Genomic DNA, 20,899 nt, shown 5'->3' with positions numbered 1-20,899 from the left:
AGTGGACATACTTTTTCTAAATCCCCCAATATCTGAACACGTCTACCAGAATTTGAGTGGTGGCGTTGCCACACTGGAGCTTCCGGTATGGATGGGGATGCTGACGGCTTCCATGAAAAGCATGGGGCACTCCGCTGATCAGATTGATTGTGCGGCCGAGGCGCTGCAGACCTCGCAAACCTACGATCGAATCACTCAGCTAAATCCCAAACTGGTCTGTATCGTGGTTTATGGACAGCATCCATCTGCTTCGACCCAGGCGATGTTTGGGGCAAGTTATCTGTGTACGGAACTAAAGAAACTGAATCCTCAACTAAAAGTCATCATGTTGGGTGGTCATATCTCAGCCCTTCCACTGCGTACCATGCAGGATGAGGTATGTGATTTTGTTTGCGAGGGCGAAGGACCAAGAACACTGGATGCTCTTTTGCAAACGGACTTGGAGACTATTTCTTACTTAAGAAAAGTTCCTGGTTTGTGGTTTCGCGATGACGGGCGAATCGAGCACAATCCCACGGCTCCACTGATTGAGCAAAAACTATTGGGCAGTGTATTTCCAGAAGTTGATTTGCAGTCTTTGCCGATGGGAAATTACAAAGCACCGAACTGGCATTGTTTTGATCATATCGATCAACGCCAGCCCTATGCCACGGTTTACACTAGCCTGGGCTGCCCATTCAAATGCAGCTTTTGTTGCATCAGTGCTCCGTTCGGCAAACAGGGAACATTTCGCTATTGGGATCCAGAGTTTATCATAAAGCAATTTGATGTTTACGCCTCATTGGGAGTTAAAAACATCAAGATCGCTGACGAGATGTTTGTTCTAAAAGAAGAGCACTTTCTTAGGATTGCCGAGCTATTGATTGAGCGAAAGTACAACTTCAATATCTGGGTGTTCGGGCGCATTGATACAATCAAACCTCATCACGTCGATAAGTTAAAAGCCGCTGGAATCAATTGGATTGTGCTGGGGATAGAAGCTTTTGATCAAAAAGTCAGAACCGGTGTGAATAAAGGCCGCTATACCGAAGAGGATATCTTCGAAAAAACCAAGATGCTTAAAGATGGCGGCATTCACGTTCATGGTAACTTCGTCTTTGGCTTACCGGACGATACGTTGGAAACCATGCAAAGAAGTTTGGATTTGGCGGTTGAGCTGAATCTTGAAACTGCCAATTTCTATTCTGCCATGGCATATCCAGGTTCAGAGCTTTATCGTGAGGCGGTTCGTAATAATACGGAACTTCCGGAGACGTGGTTGGGCTACAGTCAGCATTCCTATGATTGCAAGCCACTCCCGACAAAGTATATCAGTTCTTCGGAAGTGCTGACGTTCCGCGATCAGGCCTGGAGCATTTATCACAACAGCCCCTCTTATCTGAATCTGATCAAAACGAAATTTGGTCAGAAGACCTATGACTACATTGTAAATTTGAAAAAGATAAACCTAAGTCGCAAATACTCTGTCGATAAAGTTCTGGCGAAGGCCTCATATGAATAACATTCGTTGGCCCTTGATTCAAAACAATATCACCGACGCTGATAAAACCGCTCTGGTGAAACACATCATGACTTCGGATCGGTTTACCCAAGGTGAAAAAGTAAAGCTTTTTGAAAAGTCATGGTCGCAGTGGTTGGGTGTAAAGCACAGTATCTTTGTCAGCTCCGGATCTGCTGCGAACTTTCTAACAATGTCTGCGCTGCGCGACACCGTGGGCTTGGGTGAGGTGATTCTTCCGCCTTTGACTTGGGTGTCTGATGTGGTCTCGGTAATTGAAAATGGTTTCACGCCTGTATTTGTGGATATCAATCCAAACACCCTGGCTTTGGATTTTGAGAGCGTAAAGAAAGCAATCACCTCCAAAACGAAAGCAGTTTTTCTGACACACGTTCTGGGGTTGAATGGGGTGAGTAAAAGTCTTTTGGATTTGCTTAAAAGCAAAAATATTCCGCTTATCGAGGATGCCTGTGAATCCCATGGCGCTGTTTTTGGTAAGAAGAAAGTCGGCAGCATTGGATTTGCCTCGAATTTCTCCTTTTACTATGGCCATCACATGACCACCATTGAAGGTGGAATGGTATCCACCAATGATTCCAAGTTTGCGCAGTTGATTCGTATTAAGCGGGGGCATGGGCTTCTTCGCGAGTCGACGGCTCCCCAGGAATTGCAGGAATATCTTGGGAACTCAAAAGACGTTTACAAGGAATTTGATTTTCCGGTTGTAGGTTACAACTTTCGCAACAACGAACTTGGTGCGGTTTTGGGATTAAGCCAGTTAAAGCGTCTGGATAAGAACAACTCCCAAAGAAACCTAAGACTGCAAAGATTTCTGAGTAACCTGAATAAGCAGATTTACTTCGTTGACTACTCAATTAAAGGCAGCTCCAGCTACGCACTTCTTTTGCAATTGCGCTCAGAGCACGCACATCTAAAACCTCAGGTGGAAAAGGTCTTGCTAAACCTTGGGGTGGAGTATCGCCGTGGAATGTCGGGCGGTGGCAACCAACTTCGTCAGGGTTTTTTAAAAACCCGCGGCATTGATGTGAATCCGGCACTTTATACAAACACTGAACAAATTCACCACAATGGTTTCTATCTGGGAAACTTCCCAGGTCTACCGTTAAAATGGATCGACGAGCTATGTAAAGCTCTTATTGAGGTCGGCAGATGATGAACGTTGAAGAATTAAACAAACTTGCGCACGAAACGCGCACCGAAGTTTTGGAAATGTGTATTAAGGCCGGCACGGGACATGTGACTTCCTCAATGTCTTCGGTGGAAGTGCTGATCAGTCTCTACTTTGGTGGACTGGTGAACGTAAAGCCTGAAGAGCCGAAATGGCCGGGCCGTGATCGCGTGATCATCAGCAAAGGACAATGCAGTCCTCTTATTTACAGTATTCTTTCCAGAAAAGGATTTTTCCCCAAAGACTGGCTAAATGGCTTTGCCCAAAAAGGTGGTCATTTCGGTGTTCACTTGCAAAACAGTGTTCCCGGCGTCGAGCTGACAACGGGGGCCTTGGGGCACGGACTTGGCGTGGCCGCCGGAGTGGCATTGGCTGCAAAAATGAATCGGGACCTGCACATGGTTTATTGTCTGTTGGGGGATGGTGAATTGTATGAGGGTTCGATCTGGGAGTCGGCGATGTTTGCGGCTCACAATCAGCTGAACAATCTGGTCGTGATTGTGGACAGGAATTTTTTGGCAACCACGGATTTCACTGAAAATATGCTGGCACTTGAGCCTTTGGATAAAAAGTTTGAATCCTTTGGCTTTAATGTAGTCACAGTAAATGGTCATGACATTGAGTCACTGGTGCAAAGCATGTCAGGACTTCGCAATCGTAAATATCGACAACCCACGGTGATTATCGCAGAAACTACAAAAGGCGCCGGTATTCCATCCCTTTCCCATAATCCGGTCATGCATGGTGTTCCGCCAAAAGGAACTCAGGAAATCAACCAAGCCCGCAAGGATTTGGCGAAAGGATCCAGATAATGTCACACACAGAACTTTCCCAGCGTGATGCTCTATTGTCTGAAATCTATGAGCGCGGAAAAATCGATCGCGACGTCGTGGTTATTTCTGCTGATATGGGTGCGCCGGCTTTGGACCTGATTCGTCGCAACCTGCCGGGGCAGTTCTACAACGTGGGCATTGCTGAACAAAATGCGATTCTTGTGGCTTCGGGATTGGCCTTGGAAGGCAAAAAGCCATTTGCGTTTGCGATTGCCTCCTTTATCACGATTAACTGTCTGGAAAAAATCCGTGTGCAAATGTCCATCATGAAGTTGCCGGTGCAGATCATCGCCGTCGGCGGGGGATTCAGTTATGCTGACTCCGGCCCCACTCATCATGGGATTGAAGATGTGGCAGTTATGCGTGCCTTCCCCAATATCGAGATCTTGAATATCTCCAGTGCGGAAAATGCAGAGCTAGCCGCGAAGTATGTTTTGGATCATCCAAAAACTCCGCGATACATTCGCATGGATCGCGAGGTACTTGCGCACGTTGCAGGTGAATCCGCAATGAATTTTGCCCAGGGCTTTAGATACTTAAGCAAAGGCGCAAGCAAGAAGGCGCTTCTGGTGACAGGCAATCTGGTGGCTAAATCCCCGGAGATCATCAGCAAGAATCCTGATCTTAATGTGATCGAAGTGGCCAGATTGGATTTCGTACACGAAAAGCTTATTCAAGAACTTAAAACATTCACTCATGTAATCTGCCTAGAAGAGCACTTTAAAAATGGTGGTCTGGGGACCTTGGTGGCTGAAACCGTCGTCGATCATGATTTAAAATGCTCAGTAAAACGTATGGCGTTGAATATGAACGGTGGATACACCTACCAGTACGGCGGCAGGGAAGTTCTGCGCAAAGACCTGGGTTTGGATGTGTCTGAACTGTTTGAATCTGCAGTGACGGCATGAAAATCCTGATTACCGGGGCTGCCGGATACAAAGGGACTCAATTGGTGGACTTGATGCTGGCATCAGGTCACGAAGTCTTTGCTTTGGATGATTTCAGATACAACCAAAAGGTACTTCAGAATCATTTCAAGAATCCGAAACTTCATTTGCGTAAAGCGGATGTCTGCGATCTCAATTCTTACGAAGACTGGTTAAAACAGTGCGATGCCTTGCTTCCCTTGGCTTGTCTGACGGGGGCACCTGTTTGTGAAAAAAATCCGGAACTTGCCCGAGCCATCAATCATCAGTCAATCGTCGATTCACTGAAGGTGCTATCCAAGAATCAAATGGTGCTTTTTCCGATGACCAACAGTGGATACGGTGTGGGTGGCGAAGCTTATTGCGATGAAAACAGTCCACTGACTCCGCTTTCGCACTATGCAAAATTGAAAGTTGAAACTGAACAGGAAGTGCTAGCCAGGGAAAATTCTCTTTCCTTCCGCTTTGCGACCTTGTTCGGAGCCAGCTACCGCATGCGCTATGATCTTTTGGTGAATGACTTTATGTGGAAGGCTATGGACAGCGGGGAGATCCATCTTTTTGAAGGACACTTCAGAAGAAACTTTCTTCATGTGTTGGATGGCGCGCGGGTTTACCTTCATGCGCTTAATAACTGGGATCAAATGCGTGGGCAGATTTTTAACGTGGGACTTAGTTCTGCGAACATGACCAAGCTGGATCTATGTAGCGAAATCCAGAAGGTTGTTCCTCATTTGCAGATCACCGCAAATGAATCCATGAAAGACCCTGATAAGCGGGACTATGTTGTATCAAATCAGAAAATCGAAATGACCGGTTTCTCCTGCGAAATGACACTACCTCAGGGATTGGCAGAGCTAAAAAAACTCTTCATCCTTGGTAGGTCCAAAGAGGATTCCAACCAATAGTCGCCCCCAGCAAAGGAGAGATCATGGAAACAAATGAGATTTATCGCGGTCGTTTGATCGATCACCTTCAGCTGGTTGTTCGTGATCTTGAGGCCACGAAGAAGTTCTATCTTCCGCTCTTTGAAACTTTGCAAATTCCATTGGGCGGCGAAGGCCCGGATTTCATTTGGGTCGATGAGCTTTTCATTTCCACAAAATCCAGCCAGGCAGCAGCTGGGGAGCTAACGGGCCGCACGCATTTAGCCTTTCAGGCAAAAGACCGCACGATGGTTGATAAATTCTATGAAGTCGCTTTGAAGTCGGGTGGAAAAGATAACGGTAAACCCGGGGAGCGCCCCTATCATCCAGGTTATTACGCCGCATTTGTGATTGATCCGGATGGCAACAATATCGAGGCCGTCTTTCACGGACCTGCGAAAAAGAATGCTGATGCGATTAAGATTACCTTCTAAATCTCAAAAAAAAAGCCCCGGGTTTCCCCAGGGCTTTTGAATTCTTATTAAAGAATTAGACCAGCTTACATTGAAAGAGCTTTTTTCAAGTTCTCATCAAGTTTTGCCAAGAACGGCTCGGTGTTCATGTATTTGTCTGCAGGAACTTTGTCGCCATAGATGCAAACTGCAAGGTCCTTAGTCATGTGGCCCGCTTCAACAGTAGCTACGCAAACTTTTTCCAAAGTTTGAGCGAACTTAACCAACTCAGGGTTGTTATCCAAGTTACCACGGTGCTCAAGACCACGAGTCCAAGCAAAGATAGAAGCGATTGGATTTGTAGAAGTTGGTTTACCTTGTTGGTGCTGACGGTAGTGACGAGTCACAGTTCCGTGAGCTGCCTCAGATTCCATTGTTTTACCATCTGGTGTAACAAGAACTGAAGTCATCAAACCAAGAGAACCGAAACCTTGTGCAACTGTGTCTGATTGAACGTCGCCATCGTAGTTCTTACAAGCCCATACGAAGTTACCATTCCATTTAAGAGCAGAAGCAACCATGTCGTCGATCAGGCGATGTTCGTAAGTGATGCCAGCTGCATCGAACTTCGCTTTGAATTCTTTTTGGTAGATGTCTTCAAAGATGTCTTTGAAACGGCCATCGTACTTTTTCAGGATCGTGTTTTTAGTGGAAAGGTACAAAGGCCATTTTTTCGTCAATGCTTGGTTGAAGCAAGAACGAGCAAAGCCAGTGATGGATTCATCAGTGTTGTACATAGTCAAAGCAACGCCATCACCTTTGAAGTTATAAACTTCGTGAGTGATCGTTTCGCCACCGTTTTCAGGTTGGAAAGTAACAGTCAATTTACCTTTACCTTTAGTCACGAAATCTGTTGCACGGTATTGGTCGCCGAATGCGTGACGGCCGATACAGATTGGTGCTGTCCAGTTAGGAACCAAGCGTGGAACGTTTTTGCAGATGATTGGTTCACGGAAAACAGTACCATCCAGGATGTTACGGATTGTGCCGTTTGGTGACTTCCACATTTGTTTCAATTTGAATTCAGTAACGCGAGCTTCGTCAGGAGTGATTGTCGCGCATTTGATACCAACGTTGTATTTTTTGATCGCTTCAGCAGCGTCAACAGTTACTTGGTCGTTAGTAGCATCACGATGTTCCATGCCCAAGTCGTAGTACTTAATGTCGATATCAAGGTAAGGAAGGATCAATTGTTCCTTGATGAATTTCCAGATGATTCTTGTCATTTCGTCGCCGTCTAGTTCAACGACGGGATTTGCAACTTTGATTTTTTTCATGAGTTGTCCTTTGATAGGTTAATAAGCCCTAGAAATATAGATCAGGGGCGGACCTCATGACAAAGGATTGAGGAAGTTCTGCTTTGCGGCGAGCCCCAGGTTTTGATGCTGGGGCGGCAATGAACTAGTTGGTGGCCGGAATAAGTGTCAAAGAGCCTTTGCCGTCTTGGCCTGTAAGGACAAGGCAGTTGCCCTGGAAGCGATAGCTTAGGTCAGCGAGGTCAATTTTCGACTGGCAAACCAGTTTGTAGTCCTCTCTTTGCAATGCGTTTTCATTAAGTACCGCATCCAAATAGCTCACAGAGTTTATGCCAAGCATTACGCGTGACGTGGAAGTCGCGCGAACCGGGATGCCGTCAAACACGCAGTCATTGGTCATGCGCACGTATTCGCGGGAAAAAGTGAATGTTTTTGTAAAGCTGGTGTTACCGACGCCTTGGCGATATAGCCAAGAACCAATGATAGTTCTGGTTCCGCTGCTACCCGTGTTGCAGGAGCTGTAGTCTGTTTGGTTGACGAGAGAGTCTGGAGGAAGTTCCTCTTCCTCAACTTCTGCAACTTTGCAGGCAGTCAAATTCAGGGTCAGTCCCAGCAACAATACTGAAATAAGAAATTTCATGGTCCGTCCTTGGTGAAGCTTGTTAATTAAAAGCTTTGCTTTCCAAGGACGGTCCGTCAACGAAATTTAGGCGGGATTAATGGACCACGCGATTTTCTCAAGCGCTTCAACTTCCTCCGCCCAATAGCGGTAGGTGTTAAACTCAGGGAACAACCGTGGGAAACTTGGATCCTCCCAGCGTTTGGCGATCCATCCGGCATAAGAGATGATTCGCAGTCCACGCAACATTGGAATCCATGACCACTGATGCTCCGGGAATTCACGAAGCTCCTCATAACCAGAGATGATCAGATCTTTTTCTTCACCGAAGGAATCCTGATCGCCTGAAAGCAACATCCAGAAATCCTGCACCACCGGGCCATTGACGAAATCGTCAAAATCCACCAGGAAAAACTGTGTGCCGTTATTTAGTAAATTCCCCTTGTGGCAATCGCCGTGAATACGAATGAATTCTGACGGGTCAAAGTTATCGTCGATGGCGTAAAGAATGTCTTCGGCAGCAACATTATAGCGGGAGCGTAATTCCGGCGTGACCCAGTCCTGAAGATTGTCCAAAGTATCCCAGCCGCCGTAGTAACTTGTATCCAAAGTCGGACGATGTGGCGCTTTCTTGCGCGCACCCACATTATGAACATGCGCCATCAGGCGGCCTACTTTGCGGTAGTCATCCCCTAAAAATTCCTGAGGCATGCGCCCCAAAACTTTCGGGAAGAATGAAACATACATGCCGTCAACTTCAGAAACCGTGGAATCATGTCCTTGAAACAAAGGTGCCACAGCGGGAATGCCTTCATTTCTTAAGGAAAGCAGAAACTCGTGCTCTTCTAAAATCGCCTCTTTGCTCCAGCGATTGGGGCGGTAAAATTTGGCGATGACGTTCTTGCTTTGTGAGTTTGGCTCAACTGGTTCTTCCAATTTGATATCAAAGACGCGGTTCTCATAGGAGTTCAGTTGCGTGAATTCCCCGGTTGGGTAAAAGCCTGCATTATCCGCTGCTTGCAGTACTTTGTCGGGATCTAAATTATAAAAAGAGGAATTCTTGTCCATGGATTTAGATTGCCACTTCTTGGGGCTTAAGTCATTCTCCATTGCATGAGTGGGTCGGTGGAATTATTTGATTTTGCAAACTGGGCGGTGGAATTGCACCGTAAGCCTTTTCGCAGGTCGCTGTCGATTTACCTGTATCCCAATCGTCCCATTAAAGTGGTGACTAACAAAATCACCACCAAGCAAACCGTCCTGGATTTTCTGTCCACAAAGCGTGAATGGATTGAAAAGAACTTTATTAAGTTTGAAGCGATCGCGGATCTTTATCCAAAGAAAACCATCAAAGCCGGGGAGAGGTTTCCCTATCTGGGGCGCGACCGCGAACTGAAGGTCGTCATCACACTCTCCAAAAAAGCCTTTGTATCGGTCAGTGAGGATCAGTTATTCCTGCATATTCCGAAAGCTCAGTGGGAGGCTAATTCCTCTTTAGAGCATCATCCGAAAGCCATTGCCGAGCTGAGACACTTTTATAAACGTGAAGCCGTAAAGCTTCTGTCGCAAAAGGTAAGTCATTGGGCGGAAGTGATGAACCTTCATCCTTCGGAATTGAAATTCCGAGAACAGAAAACCCGCTGGGGGAGTTGCTCTTCCAGAAAGGCGATCAATTTAAACTGGCGTCTGGTGGTTTTTGGTGAGGAGATTATCGACTATGTGATCGTGCACGAGTTGGCACATTTAAAACACATGGATCATTCACCGAAATTCTGGGGCGTGGTGGAATCGTTTATTCCTGAGTATGCGCGCATCGTAAAGACCCTGAAATCATCCCAGGGCCTTACTGACTTTTTATCTGAACGTTCTTAGATAAGGGCGTTCTTGCTTCTTTGCATCCATTTAAGTGCAAGCAAAGTTCCAACGTAACCCACACAAGCACCAAAAATCGTGTCACTGATAAAGTGGTCCTGGATAATCACACGTGTCGCACAAGCCATCACCGCAATTGCAAGCCACAACCATTTGTACTTGGGAAATGCGATACAGAACATTGTGGCCGTCGTAAACATCACTTGCGAGTGCCCTGAGGAAAATGAATGCCAGTGCCAATGAGTGGTGATGTGGTCGAAAACAAAGGGATCAAAAGAGGGGCTTTTGTGAGGGCGTTGGCGACCCACCAGGAATTTCACGACGTGAGTCATCGCGCCACTGACTAACAAGGCCACAAGAAAATTCAGACCCCAACGACGGAAGTAATCAACAGATGCTGAATACTTTTTGAGTTTGGCGAATCGGGGCGCCACATAGGCGCAAAAAATCCAGGTCAGGATACAGATAGTAAAATAATGCTCAGAAAGCCCAATATTGGTGACCTCGCGGGCTAGCGGTCTGATGAATTGGTGCATTTCTGGAGTATTGAAATATAGAGCCACAGACTGGTCAAATAGGACTGCCACGGAACCCGCCAAAGCCAGGGCCAAAACTGTGACCAGCAGGAGGTGGTGTCGAAATTTCCTCTTATCATTCAATAGGGCGTTCAAATTGTAAGCAGCCATGTAATTCCTTCTCTAAGGCATCATAGGATAGGTCTGTATTGCAATACAAGCATGTTCAGCAGTGACAATACTTGGCCTGAGCCTTGCTATTGCTGGGACTATCAAAACTCGTGACTGAAAAAACTTGGAGGTTTTCAATGTTGCAAAAACATTCTCTGATTACTGCGGCTTTGGTCGCAACACTAGGTCTTGCTGCCTGCAGCAAAGATAAAACTGCAGGTGTTGGTGCCCCACCACCTGAAACTCAATCCACCTTGGATGAATCTGATCTTCCGGTTCTTGAAGGAGCTGGCACAAATGTTAATCCGACAGCTCCAGTGGCTGACGGTGTGATGAACTCTGACGGCGTTATCGTGGGTCCTAACTACGAGACGGCTCAGCCGGCTAATGTTGACAGCAACAAATACGGTAAACGTGTGACCGGTGCTGTATCTAGCGAAGGTCTTCTTTATACGTCCTCTTCTACAGACGATACGTTGGATGTAATTCGCGGTTTGAAACGTGATTATGTTGGCAATGCATCTTCTATTACTGAAGCTAAATTGAAGTTTGACAGTGTATCTGATCAATCTGTTGTGACATTGAAAGTTCAGGAAAATGGTTTCCCGAAAGTTTACAACTTTGTTGGTAACTCTTCTTTGGAAGAAAACAACGATATCATCAAGCTTCAGTCAGCACGTGCTGGCAACGGAACTAAGACGACAGGTTCACTTCCTTCTCATGGTACTCTTCAGTGCCTTGATTTGGACGGTAAATGCGAAACGACTTTGGTAAAAGCGGAGTTGGGTTACGCGGGTTCTGCAAGCAAGTTTGATATCGTTTTCCGTCAATCCATCGCAGACCTTCACTTCAAAATGCCGTTGTCTAAAAATGGCAATCCAGAATACGACGTAATGCGTGACTTGGCGAAAAACTCCAAGGAATACAACCAGTCTTCAAACAGCGTTAAAACTGCGTTTATGAATACTTGGGAAGTTGTTAACGGTCGTTCTGGTTTCACAGTGACTATTACAACTCGCTCGAATCAACTTTTGGCTTTCGCGGGTCCGTTGGTTGCGCCACAATCTGGCAACTCCACGAACATCGTATTGAAGCCATTGAAAACAGATCCAAATGCGGATGAAGATGGTCTGACAAGCTCTGGTAAATTGAGCTACCAAAACATGATTGGCGAAGCTCGTTTGACAGCTAACAATGGTTTGGGTCAATTGCGTATCGTATTTAAAATGAGAAAGCTTGCGACGTTTAAGCAAGATGCATTTGCGATCACGTTCATGAGACGTATCAAACCAGTAATCGATCTTAACGACTACCAAGGTCAAAATGACGACGGTGGTTTCGATGGCGGTTACGATGGCGGTTACGATGATGGCATCGGTGAAGACTTGCCATCTGTTGAATAAACCCAAAATACAAATAAAGGATCCCCCTTTGTTTGCCCAAGGGCTGCAGACTCCAAGCTGCAGCCCTTTTTTTTATGCTGTCATGCTTCCTGGGTACTTTATGACACCCAAATGATTGGTATAACGCTTGCTTTATGCCCTCTGCGCAGATTCTAATTATGCAAAAGGGGGACGAGATGGCTCTGAATCAGATTTTTATCTTGGCGATTTCCATGGCGATGGTTTTTGGACCGCAAGTCAGTGAAGCGCAAACAAGACAAAACCAAGGACCGCAAAGCGGTGGGTATAACAATCCACTTCCATTACCAGATGACGATCTTCCGGTTCCAGGTGAGCCAGAATATCCGCAGCCAGAGCCGCAACCGCGCCCTCAGCCAAAACCGAATCCAAAACCTAACCCGAGACCAAATCCGGGCAAGCCACCGGCGACGACTCCGATTCCTCCACCTCCGCCGCCGCACAGTCCAAATCCAGGTCAACCGGGTAACGGCGGTTATGGTTCAGATCAAAAAGTTATTTACGTTCAACGTCGCGTGATCAATCAACGTTTGAATTTGTTTGCGCTTGCGGGAATTGACCATCGCTATCAAGGTTGCGTGGTTGAATCTGTAGGTGTGCAAGTGCTTGGTTCTGACATCCGCACACAAATGGGTTTCCTGATTAACGGTCAAGTTGATCAGTGGGCGAACTCTCCACAAGGCTACGTGCACTTTGTGCCGCGCTTCCGCGCTGTGATCGGCCAAGGCGTGCGCATGATGGAGATCGAAGTGCGTGGCATGTCTGATATCTCCACAATTGCTTTGAATCTTCGTTGCCAAGGTGGCGGCGGCGGTGGTGGGGGAGTTGAAAACCCATGCCGTTGTGAGCAAGTAAGTCTTGGTATCAGCCGTCGTATGATGGGCAATGATGTCCTGGATATTGGCAGATACTTTAATTCCCGTCAGTACCGTGGGTACCGTTTGGCATCTGTGCGTTTCGAAGCAATGTCGTTGGTGAACTCTTCGTTTGCGGATCTATCTATTAATGGAGTGTTCGTCTACCCTCGTTTGCAAATTGGGCCATGGACTCAAACATATCTATGGAATCCACAAAATGTGGTGATCGGACCAAATACGCAAAATATGGTGATCTACACATATGGCAGCATGGACATTCATAACGTCACATTGATTCTTGAAAAATGTCATAACGATCGCCCGGTTCCTCCACCAGAACCACCGCGTCCACGCTAGGTAGTTCGAAAATTTTGTTCTTCATCAAGGGGCTTTCGTGAAAACGGAGGCCCTTTTTTTATGCCGCGCGAAAACATGCCGCCTTACGTATTGAATCCCCTTGTTTTGAAGCTCCAACTGCGTTCAACTATTTAGGCGCAAAAGGAGCAATTTCAATGCAACACAATCAACACGAGTTCGGCAAAGGCAAAGAAATTTCAAACACTTCGCTGGTTTCGCCAGCATTGTCCGATTACATGAACTACCGCGAATATCTTGCGGATTTTTATCAGTATAAACGTAAAGCTTCCAAGGGTTCTTTGCGCCAGTATAACTACGCAGTTTTCTCTGCAGCGGCGAACATCAAATCTCCAAATTATCTGAAAATGATCATCGAAGGTAAAAGAAACCTTTCCGAGGACATGATCGGTAAATTCGGTAAAGCACTTGGTTTCAATAAAGAGCAAACCGAAGAATTCCGCCTGCTGGTAAACTTCACGCAAGCGACCGACCCTGCAGATCGTAATATCTTCCTTAAAAAAATGTCTGAGCACCGCGTGGGTGTGAAACTTAAATCGGGTGAGATCGATCGTAAGTCCTTCGAGAAAGTTCCGAACTGGGTTGCTTGGATCGTTTATGCGATGGTGGATCAAGATGGCGTGACGTTTGATACGCAATCATTGAAAAACCTTTTGCGCGGCAAAGCTTCTGAAGACGAAATCGAAAACTCTCTTCAGGCATTGATCGCTTCTGGCGAACTTCGTCGTGATGAAAAAACAGGGGAGATCAAGAAGGCCCGCAGCCTGACTGAATCTCCTGAAGACATCCCGGTTGCGTTGGTTCGTAAACTTCAATCTCAATTGATGTACTTGGGTCTTGAATCCATTTACCAGGATCAACCGACAGATCGTGAATTCGGTACGCTTACGATGTCTTTGACGAAAGCTGAGTTCGAGGAAATCAAATTCAAACTTCGTCAGATGCGCAAAGGTTTGCATAAAGACAACTCCATCGCTCGTATGAAATCAAAAGGCGAAAGAGTGTACCAACTGAACATCCAATTGTTCCCGGTAACAAACTCTGTGAACGCGTCTTCTCAACCAGTTATGCAAAGTGCTCTTGATGTGAAACTTGCTGACTCTGTGATGGAAGCAGCGGCACCAAGTGCTGAAGCGGTAGCAAAAGCTGAGGCAGTTCTTGCCCAAGCGGTAGAGGTGGCAGCAGTTCAAGCAGCTCCTGTACCTCCGCAAGCGCAACCTGAAGCTGTAGCGAAGCCGGTGGCAGTGGCACCACAAACGGAGGCTCCACCTCCACCAGCGAAGAAGTCTTCCTTGATTCCGAACGCGAACCAGGATGCTAACAAAGAACGTTCTAATGTAAGTTCTTTGGCGGCATCAGCGGCATCGGCAGCGGAACTTTTCCGCTAAGTTTTAGATCAAATTTTGAAGCGAAAATGGGGAGCAAATTGCTCCCTTTTTTTGTCCTTTTAAGTCCATTTTGCTATGTTACCGAGCATGTCAGAAAACACGAATCGTTTTCACGAAAATTTAAGAATCTTAAATTTCCCTTAAAAAAAGCACCAAAATTTCAGCAACAATGTGGATAAGTCTGTGGAAGACCCCTATAAATGGTGGATATCTGGACCTTTTACCAGGTGAATTGTCATGCTCACGTTAGCGTACTGTTAAGGTGGTGTAACATAACGTGCTTAAAAACCGTGCTTTGACGTGGTGAATTGGGTGTTGTTTTCTACGATCCAAAAACACACTATGTCCGATCGTTTTGAGCAGACTAGAACTTCAAATTTACTTCGATTAGGTGAATTGAAAATCTGTGCTACAATGAACGAGTAATGTTTAACACTACGGGGGCGTACTGGCTTCGACGTGGGTGCTGAAACATAAGGAGCATACCGGGGCGGATGAGGACCTCGATAAAAACGTCCATTTTGTAATTGGCAACGATTACGCACTTGCAGCTTAATTAGCCGCACGATCTCCCTTAAGGTGGTTTCGCTTTTGGAGTAGATTGTCAAATTAGAGACCTCGGCGAGTTGGGTTTTCTCCAGCAGACTTGCTTAAATTTACTGGGGGAATGTGTCGTAAGGATTTTGTCTGTGGAAGACTTACGAACAAATTAAAACACTGACTAAGTATGTAGCGCCTTATCGCGGATCACTTGCGGACGGGGGTTCAATTCCCCCCGCCTCCACCATTTTCTAAATCATTAATTATGTTGATTTATTTGGGTTCAATTCCCACAGGGTAGCCTGGGGGAATTGAATTTCTGTTATTACTTTAGCAAGATAGATCAAAAATCACCGCTGAAAGTTCGTTATATGTACTTTCAGCAGAGGGAAGTCATGAGTGACCATGGGTTTAGAGTCTACAAAGCAATTCAATATATTGATCAGAATTTATTTGCGCAGATAGATTTGGATTTGATTGCTAGTGCTGGTGCATTTTCTCCATTTCATTTCCATAGAGTATTCACAAGCTTGATGGGAATGACTGTGAGTGAGTATGTACGCAAACGCAGAATGAGTGAAGCTGCTCGTCGATTGATTGATACCGACCAAGATATTTTGGATCTTGCTCTTGAGTGTCAGTACGAATCACAAGAAGCATTCACTCGCGCTTTTAAAAATGCCTATGATGTTACTCCTGGCCAACTCCGCAAAATGAGGAAGTCCATTGAGGTCGATCGACCTCTAACATTGGACGATATCAACGCCTTAACAAAAGGGGATGCGGTGAGACCAGAAATTATTGAAATGAAAGAGAAGCGACTGATCGGAGTTGCAAAACCATATAGTGAGTATGATTTTCAGGCGGCTCATAATCACTGGGATCAATTTGTGGCCCGTTGGTCAGAAATAAATCCAATTGATCCAGAAGTTGTCTATGGAGTTGGGCTAGAGTCCCATCGGCAGATCAAGAAATCAGCTACGGATAGATATGTGTACTTGGCAGGAATTGAGGTTGGAAGCCAGCACCCTCTTCCAATTGGATTTACAGAAGTCGTAGTTTCTGCTGGCAAGTACGCGAAATTTACCCACAAGGGGCATTTGGCAGATTCAGGCGATACAGTTCGCAAGATTTGGAACGTATGGATGCCCGAAAGTGGACTAGAGATTTTGGACGGCATGTCTATCGAGGTATATGGATCAAAATTCAATCGTGATTCGGCAGACAGTGAGTTTGATATCTTAGTTCCGTTTAAATCCTAGACTGCGGAGGAAGAACGTCTTCCTCCACGTTGCATTTTTCCTCCAGAAGAAACTTACTAGATATCTATGAATCGAATGAATTCCACAACATAGGATGAGTTTTGTCTCTGGAGGAAGTTTCGATAAGTCGCGACTCGCCTCCACCGATTTTTCAAAGAAAAATAATTGATAAGTAACTCCCCTTCGGGGAGCTACGGCTTCCATCCCTGTAACTTAGAGGCCTGTTTAATCCACTTCACAAACTGTGCATCATCAAAACCGTCTTCATAAATATGGAGATATCGGATGATTTTGTGTTTTGCTTCCACGGGTGGAAGTGGTTTTAGTGATCCGCCATTGAAGAAAGTGACTTTCACGTACTTCGTAAAGACATGGAAACCTAAAAACCATCCCTTGCCTTCCATTCCATAAAAGGGCGAATTCCATTTCACAGCTTTATTTACGGTGGGAATATGCTGCGTAATTAGTTTATCAAGATTGCGAGCAACTTCTTTTTTCCATCCAGGAACAGCTGAAATGTAAGCTTGCACGGGCTCGTCGCCATCGCCTTTAGCAATTTGAGGATTTCCACCTGACAAAAGCTTTGGTTTCGGACTTTTGCGAACTACTTTTTTTGAAATCTTTTTTGCAGCCTTCTTTTTCATAGTGTCTTTAAATCTCACACACTAGCGGTCCCATCATCAAATTAAAATATCGACTAAGTATGTAGCGTCTTATGACGGATCACTTGTGGACGCGGGTTCAATTCCCGCAGGAGTTCCTGCGGGAATTTGTACCGAAATGCTCCTACAGCTTATCCTGCTTATAAGTCGCAGACTTCGAGATGTTCTCGTAGCTGTTTGCGATTTTGCGGTTGAATGAGAAGTTGATTACCAGCTTCTTATTCCAAATCTTGTCCGAGTCTTCGAACTTGATCTGGCCGATGTTCACAATCGTTTGATTGCCGCTTTTGGTGATGAATTGTTTTGGAACTGCACCCGAGAAAACGACTTTGTCTCTTAGGATCAAACGCACATAAGTGATCGTCACATGGTAAGAGTCAGTGACCATATCCGGTCTTGGTGAAATCGCCTGTACTTTGATCTTTGAATTCTTGCCCAAGCCCTCTTTGGTGATACCAATGCGTGAAAACTCGTCGACTTTGTAAGCTTCTTTAATCGTCAGTGTGTGCTCTTGTGTTGAATCTGATCTTTCGGTGATCAGAATATCATTGGAGCTGACTTCGAAACCTACTTTGCCATTGCGGATGTATGCGGCAACTTTACCTGTGTGATCTGCTGGTTTGCGGGGCGCTTGCCAAACGATCGCGACATTTTCAGAGGCACGACGAACAAACTCATCGTAGTTGTCGTTTACCTTTGAGCCGGGCGCCAGGAATGAGCGAATGCCTGCTTTTCCTGTGAAAAGATTTTCTGTCAGAACTGCACGCACGGTTTGGTTTGTGTTCAGTTTATTTACAGAAACTGCTGCAATACTGTTTTCTTCCAGTAGTGGCGTTGCGGATTTGATAAGTGTGACAGAGCCGTTGTGTCCATCATTGCCATCGTTACCACGGGAACCGTCGCGACCGGAATATCCATCGTCGCAGGTAAAGCGGGGAGGTGGGTCGCAGCGGCGGCACAGTTTTCCGTCTTTATCTTTATAGTCATAACAACGTGGGGGCATTTCCCAGTTTCTGTAGTCGCAACGGCAACCTCGTGATCCGCCGCGCCCACCATAGGAGCCTCGGCCGCCTTCGCCGCCTTCAGAGATGATCAATATTTTTTTGAGTTGAGATATATCAGTATAATAAATGGTTGCATCACCGCCATGACCACCACTACCACCGTTACCGCCGGCTCCACCGTCGCCTGCATTAGCTCCAAAAAGGTCTTCGGAGACACGGTCTTGACTGCAAAAGTAGGCGTCACCGCCATCTTCTCCGGGGTGACCATCACCACCATCGCCACCGTTCAGATTGTATCTTCCGCCTTGAGCGTTTGGAGCAAAGATAGTGACGTCGTCTCCGTTGCCACCGTAGTGGCCCGAGTTTCCAGTTTGACCGGACTGACCTGGTCTTCCAAATGTTCCTGCCCATGTGGATGAGCAGATCAAAACGCCGCACAGCAAGGTAAAAAATCGATTCATTGTGATTCCCCTCAGTAACGGAGCCAATTTGCTCCAATATGTTTTGAGGAACTCACAAAGCAAGGGGTATGCCACGCGAAGTGTGGTCATTTGTTCACCAGCGTACGTTAAATAAAAAAAGCCTCCCAATTGGGAGGCTTCAAATTCTAAGATTTAACTTTTTATGAATTTAGAAAACGGCGTAAACGTTAAAATTATAGCTTAAGTTATCATAAGAGAACGCACGCGAGTCGTTGCTAACTACAGATCCGCTGCCGTCATCCAGGTTCGTATCGCTGATCACCGCTGGATTGATATAGAAGGCGCCATAATAAAGATTCAATCCGACTTCGTGAGAACCTGTGTTTGCCATATCCAAATCCCAATTCCCGCGTTGAGCTTGGCTGGATCTGCCGGAAACGGTGTAGGCATAGTACGGATTGATGTGATCGTTCATGGTATAGATGAAGTAAGGTGCTGCTTTCAATTGATAGTATTCAGCATCAGCACCGACGGCTTTGTTTGGATTGTCCTGGCTGTTAAGTAGGACACGTGGAGACACGTAGGCCGCCATCGTGAACTTCGGAGTCACCGTCCACTCGAAATAGTTATCAAGACGAATACGACCCAGTTCGTGATTTTCACGGCCGACATTGTCAGTAGGGGCATAGTATCTAAGATCAATAAGGGCAGCACTGGATCCCAAAAACCCTGTCGGCTTCAAGGCTGCACGCAGAACTGTTTCGGCCATGGCTGTTGCAGAGTCGCGATGAAGAATTGCGTCACGACCACCCAGGCGGTCACGGCTAGAGACGATTTGAAAATGCTGACGAAGTTCAAGTTCCCAAAGTTTTGAAGGGGCATAGCGAGCACCTACAAAGTTGTAGGAGGTAACGTTTCCTGAGTCGGTGCTGCGGTTGTCTGCTTCGTAGTTGTAGTTTTCAGAACCCAGAGTGAAATGCCATGGATTTTCTTGTTTTGGAGCGGTGGTCGTAATGCTGCTATTGGCAGCAGGCACCGAAGATGTTTGCGTTGGACTTGAAACCTTGGTTGTTGATGTCGAAGTCTCTTGGGCAAAGGCCTGCGTACAAAACAAAGTTGCAATCGCGATAAGCACTGTCTTCATTGATCCCCCTCAAATGTAGATGGGACAATGATTTCAGGAGGTATTTAATAGGTCAAAACAATTAGCTGACGCGGATTCACATTTGTTGATGGGTGCGGTTGCAGTATGAAAAGGCGCCGACGTAAATCCAATACTTAACTTATTCAGGACCGCTTCAGTTGCTGGATGACCTGATCCAGTGTGCTTAGAAACTTTGAGCGATCCTTTTTATCCATCGGGGCGGGGCCGCCGCGGACCTCACCCATGTGTCTTAGGTTTTGCATAAGTTCGCGGGTTGCGACAGCCGAGCCGATACTGTCTTCAGTGAACTCAATACCTTTGCTGCCAATGGCACGGACCTGCTTTTTAACGCATCTTTCGGCAAGTAGGATGTCGGCGGTAATAACAATATCGCCGGCTTGAGCGTGCTCCACGATCCAATCGTCAGCGGCATCGAAGTCGCTGGAGGCGACGACCATTTCAATACGGGAACTTTGGGGAACATTTAGATACTTATTGGCGACGACGAATACTTTCAGTTGATAGCGTTCAGCCACTTTGTATGTTTCGTCTTTAACCGGGCAACCGTCAGCATCTATATAGATATTCAACATTTCTGAATATTCAGATCAAAAGGTTGCGCGGTCAACTGAATCTCAAGCTCTTATTGAAGGGCTTTTACGGACTTCTTGATCCAAGTCAGGTGAGTTCTAAGGTCAGTTGCTTTTAGCAGATTTACTTGAACAAGCTCGTCATTGAACCAGAACTTCATGGCACTGATGTTGCCAACCATAGTGACTTCACCAGATTTCGATCTAACAAACAACGGTCCACCGGAGTCTCCCATGCAAATTCCTGCTTCGGTCTGATCAATGATAATCGTGCCCAGTTCTACTTGCTGCTCGCCCTCAATCTTCAGGGATTTGAACATGGTCTTTGTCGGCAAAGACGTTGATCGCAAAATGCCGGCGTCGTCATCATAAACGCCAGTTAATCCGTATCCAATGAATTCAAACTTTCCATCCCTAGGAATCACAAAATCCTCTTTTGGAAGAGCGCGAACTTTGTAGCTGGCTGAAGCCGAGTAGGTACTGAATTGCAGGAGTGCGATATCAGCCTCATCGTGAACGATGGATTTCGTTACGACGCCCATAAGGTCTTTCTTGTTTTTAATACCATTGGGATGGGATTTGTTCTGAGTAAGATACAAATTGCCCTCTTCGACACAGTGAGCGGCGGTCAGCACGACGTTTTCTGCGATGAACGTTCCTGTGCATAGACTTAGAAACTTGCCACCATCTTCAAATAAAATGGCAACAGTGCTTTGGCTAAGATCCGTGGTTTTGGTGACCACTTTGCCGTTAACTATGCTGTCCGTGTTGGCTGCAGTCAGCTGTCCTCCGGTGGTGTCGCCACAAGCGGACAGTGTAAACGCAATTGACACAGTAAGAACTAAATTCAAAAGACGCATAGTGGGTTCTCCCAGTTTGACGAATAGGTAAAGCGCCATAGAATTGCAACCCCTGTGCCGACCTAGACCTTTGTCGCGAAAAGCACCCGTAACCCCCGTAGATTTCTTCTCATCCGC

Annotated in this window: 20 protein-coding genes and 1 other RNA gene; 12 read left to right on the top strand and 9 right to left on the bottom strand. The window is 46.1% G+C overall.

What is annotated here, in order from left to right; all coding sequences use genetic code 11:
- Window position 1: 1 nt before the first annotated feature.
- The 6 genes from AAAA73_RS09120 to AAAA73_RS09095 are packed head-to-tail and all read left to right on the top strand — an operon-like array spanning window position 2 to window position 5,806.
- The gene (locus AAAA73_RS09120) at window positions 2–1,501 is read left to right on the top strand and encodes a B12-binding domain-containing radical SAM protein (protein ID WP_340597984.1); all 1,500 of its coding nucleotides are present in this window, start codon (window positions 2–4) and stop codon (window positions 1,499–1,501) included.
- The gene (locus tag AAAA73_RS09115; protein ID WP_340597983.1) at window positions 1,494–2,672 is read left to right on the top strand and encodes a DegT/DnrJ/EryC1/StrS family aminotransferase; all 1,179 of its coding nucleotides are present in this window, start codon (window positions 1,494–1,496) and stop codon (window positions 2,670–2,672) included. Before AAAA73_RS09120 ends, AAAA73_RS09115 begins: the two co-directional genes overlap by 8 nt.
- Window positions 2,669–3,499 carry a transketolase gene (locus AAAA73_RS09110; RefSeq protein ID WP_340597982.1) on the top strand — a complete coding sequence of 277 codons (831 nt, stop codon included), beginning with the start codon at window positions 2,669–2,671 and terminating at the stop codon, window positions 3,497–3,499. Before AAAA73_RS09115 ends, AAAA73_RS09110 begins: the two co-directional genes overlap by 4 nt.
- Window positions 3,499–4,428 (top strand): transketolase family protein, encoded by a 930-nt coding sequence (locus AAAA73_RS09105; RefSeq protein WP_340597980.1) that lies wholly within the window; start codon window positions 3,499–3,501, stop codon window positions 4,426–4,428. Before AAAA73_RS09110 ends, AAAA73_RS09105 begins: the two co-directional genes overlap by 1 nt.
- Window positions 4,425–5,354 (top strand): NAD-dependent epimerase/dehydratase family protein, encoded by a 930-nt coding sequence (locus AAAA73_RS09100; protein WP_340597979.1) that lies wholly within the window; start codon window positions 4,425–4,427, stop codon window positions 5,352–5,354. The genes AAAA73_RS09105 and AAAA73_RS09100 overlap by 4 nt, the downstream gene beginning before the upstream one ends.
- Window positions 5,355–5,377: 23 nt before the next feature.
- Complete coding sequence (locus AAAA73_RS09095) at window positions 5,378–5,806, top strand: VOC family protein (RefSeq protein ID WP_340597978.1); 429 nt, start codon at window positions 5,378–5,380, stop codon at window positions 5,804–5,806.
- Window positions 5,807–5,871: 65 nt separating this feature from the next.
- On the opposite strand, the gene AAAA73_RS09090 is transcribed toward AAAA73_RS09095, so the two are convergent.
- The 3 genes from AAAA73_RS09090 to AAAA73_RS09080 all read right to left on the bottom strand — a co-directional run bounded on the left by AAAA73_RS09090 (window position 5,872) and on the right by AAAA73_RS09080 (window position 8,809).
- Window positions 5,872–7,101: an NADP-dependent isocitrate dehydrogenase gene (locus AAAA73_RS09090; RefSeq protein WP_340597976.1), complete on the bottom strand. Its 1,230-nt coding sequence runs from the start codon at window positions 7,099–7,101 to the stop codon at window positions 5,872–5,874.
- A 124-nt stretch (window positions 7,102–7,225) separates the two neighbouring features.
- Entirely contained in the window at window positions 7,226–7,720 is a 495-nt protein-coding gene (locus AAAA73_RS09085; RefSeq protein WP_340597975.1) for a hypothetical protein, read from the bottom strand.
- Window positions 7,721–7,786: 66 nt separating this feature from the next.
- Complete coding sequence (locus tag AAAA73_RS09080; RefSeq protein ID WP_340597974.1) at window positions 7,787–8,809, bottom strand: serine/threonine protein kinase; 1,023 nt, start codon at window positions 8,807–8,809, stop codon at window positions 7,787–7,789.
- 15 nt (window positions 8,810–8,824) lie between these two features.
- Between AAAA73_RS09080 and AAAA73_RS09075 the strand changes: the two genes are divergently transcribed.
- Window positions 8,825–9,571, top strand: coding sequence for a M48 family metallopeptidase (locus tag AAAA73_RS09075; protein ID WP_340597973.1), 747 nt, complete (start codon window positions 8,825–8,827; stop codon window positions 9,569–9,571).
- Here the strand turns inward: AAAA73_RS09075 and AAAA73_RS09070 are convergent.
- Window positions 9,568–10,257 carry a phosphatase PAP2 family protein gene (locus AAAA73_RS09070; RefSeq protein WP_340597971.1) on the bottom strand — a complete coding sequence of 230 codons (690 nt, stop codon included), beginning with the start codon at window positions 10,255–10,257 and terminating at the stop codon, window positions 9,568–9,570. The two genes, AAAA73_RS09075 and AAAA73_RS09070, sit on opposite strands and share 4 nt — an antisense overlap.
- Window positions 10,258–10,394: 137 nt before the next feature.
- Between AAAA73_RS09070 and AAAA73_RS09065 the strand changes: the two genes are divergently transcribed.
- The 5 genes from AAAA73_RS09065 (at window position 10,395) to AAAA73_RS09045 (ending at window position 16,100) form a co-directional block, all read left to right on the top strand.
- Window positions 10,395–11,660, top strand: a complete 1,266-nt coding sequence (locus AAAA73_RS09065) for a hypothetical protein (RefSeq protein ID WP_340597969.1) — start codon at window positions 10,395–10,397, stop codon at window positions 11,658–11,660.
- Between the two features lie 176 nt (window positions 11,661–11,836).
- Window positions 11,837–12,892 (top strand): hypothetical protein, encoded by a 1,056-nt coding sequence (locus AAAA73_RS09060; protein ID WP_340597967.1) that lies wholly within the window; start codon window positions 11,837–11,839, stop codon window positions 12,890–12,892.
- Between the two features lie 155 nt (window positions 12,893–13,047).
- Entirely contained in the window at window positions 13,048–14,298 is a 1,251-nt protein-coding gene (locus AAAA73_RS09055; protein ID WP_340597966.1) for a TIGR02147 family protein, read from the top strand.
- 439 nt (window positions 14,299–14,737) lie between these two features.
- Window positions 14,738–15,085, top strand: a transfer-messenger RNA (tmRNA) gene (gene ssrA / locus AAAA73_RS09050).
- 124 nt (window positions 15,086–15,209) lie between these two features.
- Window positions 15,210–16,100: an AraC family transcriptional regulator gene (locus AAAA73_RS09045; protein WP_340597965.1), complete on the top strand. Its 891-nt coding sequence runs from the start codon at window positions 15,210–15,212 to the stop codon at window positions 16,098–16,100.
- A gap of 191 nt (window positions 16,101–16,291) precedes the next feature.
- Here the strand turns inward: AAAA73_RS09045 and AAAA73_RS09040 are convergent, their stop codons facing one another.
- The 5 genes from AAAA73_RS09040 to AAAA73_RS09020 form a co-directional block, all read right to left on the bottom strand.
- Window positions 16,292–16,744, bottom strand: coding sequence for a DUF1801 domain-containing protein (locus AAAA73_RS09040; RefSeq protein WP_340597963.1), 453 nt, complete (start codon window positions 16,742–16,744; stop codon window positions 16,292–16,294).
- Window positions 16,745–16,886: 142 nt separating this feature from the next.
- The gene (locus AAAA73_RS09035; protein WP_340597962.1) at window positions 16,887–18,227 is read right to left on the bottom strand and encodes a hypothetical protein; all 1,341 of its coding nucleotides are present in this window, start codon (window positions 18,225–18,227) and stop codon (window positions 16,887–16,889) included.
- Window positions 18,228–18,396: 169 nt separating this feature from the next.
- Window positions 18,397–19,332, bottom strand: a complete 936-nt coding sequence (locus AAAA73_RS09030) for a hypothetical protein (RefSeq protein ID WP_340597960.1) — start codon at window positions 19,330–19,332, stop codon at window positions 18,397–18,399.
- A 143-nt stretch (window positions 19,333–19,475) separates the two neighbouring features.
- Window positions 19,476–19,925 carry a YaiI/YqxD family protein gene (locus AAAA73_RS09025; RefSeq protein WP_340597958.1) on the bottom strand — a complete coding sequence of 150 codons (450 nt, stop codon included), beginning with the start codon at window positions 19,923–19,925 and terminating at the stop codon, window positions 19,476–19,478.
- A 50-nt stretch (window positions 19,926–19,975) separates the two neighbouring features.
- Window positions 19,976–20,821, bottom strand: a complete 846-nt coding sequence (locus AAAA73_RS09020; protein WP_340597956.1) for a S1 family peptidase — start codon at window positions 20,819–20,821, stop codon at window positions 19,976–19,978.
- Window positions 20,822–20,899 lie beyond the last annotated feature (78 nt).

The sequence above is a fragment of the Bdellovibrio sp. GT3 genome (genome assembly GCF_037996765.1).
GTDB lineage: Bacteria > Bdellovibrionota > Bdellovibrionia > Bdellovibrionales > Bdellovibrionaceae > Bdellovibrio.
This window is presented reverse-complemented; position numbering and strand designations above follow the sequence as displayed.

Excerpts from the sequence above, each read along its gene's own strand:
- AAAA73_RS09060 (WP_340597967.1), top strand. The coding sequence starts at position 11,837 with ATGGCTCTGAATCAGATTTTTATCTTGGCGATTTCCATGGCGATGGTT.
- AAAA73_RS09035 (WP_340597962.1), bottom strand. The coding sequence starts at position 18,227 with ATGAATCGATTTTTTACCTTGCTGTGCGGCGTTTTGATCTGCTCATCC.
- AAAA73_RS09040 (WP_340597963.1), bottom strand. The coding sequence starts at position 16,744 with ATGAAAAAGAAGGCTGCAAAAAAGATTTCAAAAAAAGTAGTTCGCAAA.
- AAAA73_RS09095 (WP_340597978.1), top strand. The coding sequence starts at position 5,378 with ATGGAAACAAATGAGATTTATCGCGGTCGTTTGATCGATCACCTTCAG.
- AAAA73_RS09045 (WP_340597965.1), top strand. The coding sequence starts at position 15,210 with ATGTACTTTCAGCAGAGGGAAGTCATGAGTGACCATGGGTTTAGAGTC.
- AAAA73_RS09020 (WP_340597956.1), bottom strand. The coding sequence starts at position 20,821 with ATGGCGCTTTACCTATTCGTCAAACTGGGAGAACCCACTATGCGTCTT.
- AAAA73_RS09030 (WP_340597960.1), bottom strand. The coding sequence starts at position 19,332 with ATGAAGACAGTGCTTATCGCGATTGCAACTTTGTTTTGTACGCAGGCC.
- AAAA73_RS09070 (WP_340597971.1), bottom strand. The coding sequence starts at position 10,257 with ATGGCTGCTTACAATTTGAACGCCCTATTGAATGATAAGAGGAAATTT.
- AAAA73_RS09080 (WP_340597974.1), bottom strand. The coding sequence starts at position 8,809 with ATGGAGAATGACTTAAGCCCCAAGAAGTGGCAATCTAAATCCATGGAC.
- AAAA73_RS09090 (WP_340597976.1), bottom strand. The coding sequence starts at position 7,101 with ATGAAAAAAATCAAAGTTGCAAATCCCGTCGTTGAACTAGACGGCGAC.
- AAAA73_RS09100 (WP_340597979.1), top strand. The coding sequence starts at position 4,425 with ATGAAAATCCTGATTACCGGGGCTGCCGGATACAAAGGGACTCAATTG.
- AAAA73_RS09115 (WP_340597983.1), top strand. The coding sequence starts at position 1,494 with ATGAATAACATTCGTTGGCCCTTGATTCAAAACAATATCACCGACGCT.
- AAAA73_RS09085 (WP_340597975.1), bottom strand. The coding sequence starts at position 7,720 with ATGAAATTTCTTATTTCAGTATTGTTGCTGGGACTGACCCTGAATTTG.
- AAAA73_RS09065 (WP_340597969.1), top strand. The coding sequence starts at position 10,395 with ATGTTGCAAAAACATTCTCTGATTACTGCGGCTTTGGTCGCAACACTA.
- AAAA73_RS09105 (WP_340597980.1), top strand. The coding sequence starts at position 3,499 with ATGTCACACACAGAACTTTCCCAGCGTGATGCTCTATTGTCTGAAATC.
- AAAA73_RS09110 (WP_340597982.1), top strand. The coding sequence starts at position 2,669 with ATGATGAACGTTGAAGAATTAAACAAACTTGCGCACGAAACGCGCACC.
- AAAA73_RS09055 (WP_340597966.1), top strand. The coding sequence starts at position 13,048 with ATGCAACACAATCAACACGAGTTCGGCAAAGGCAAAGAAATTTCAAAC.
- AAAA73_RS09025 (WP_340597958.1), bottom strand. The coding sequence starts at position 19,925 with ATGTTGAATATCTATATAGATGCTGACGGTTGCCCGGTTAAAGACGAA.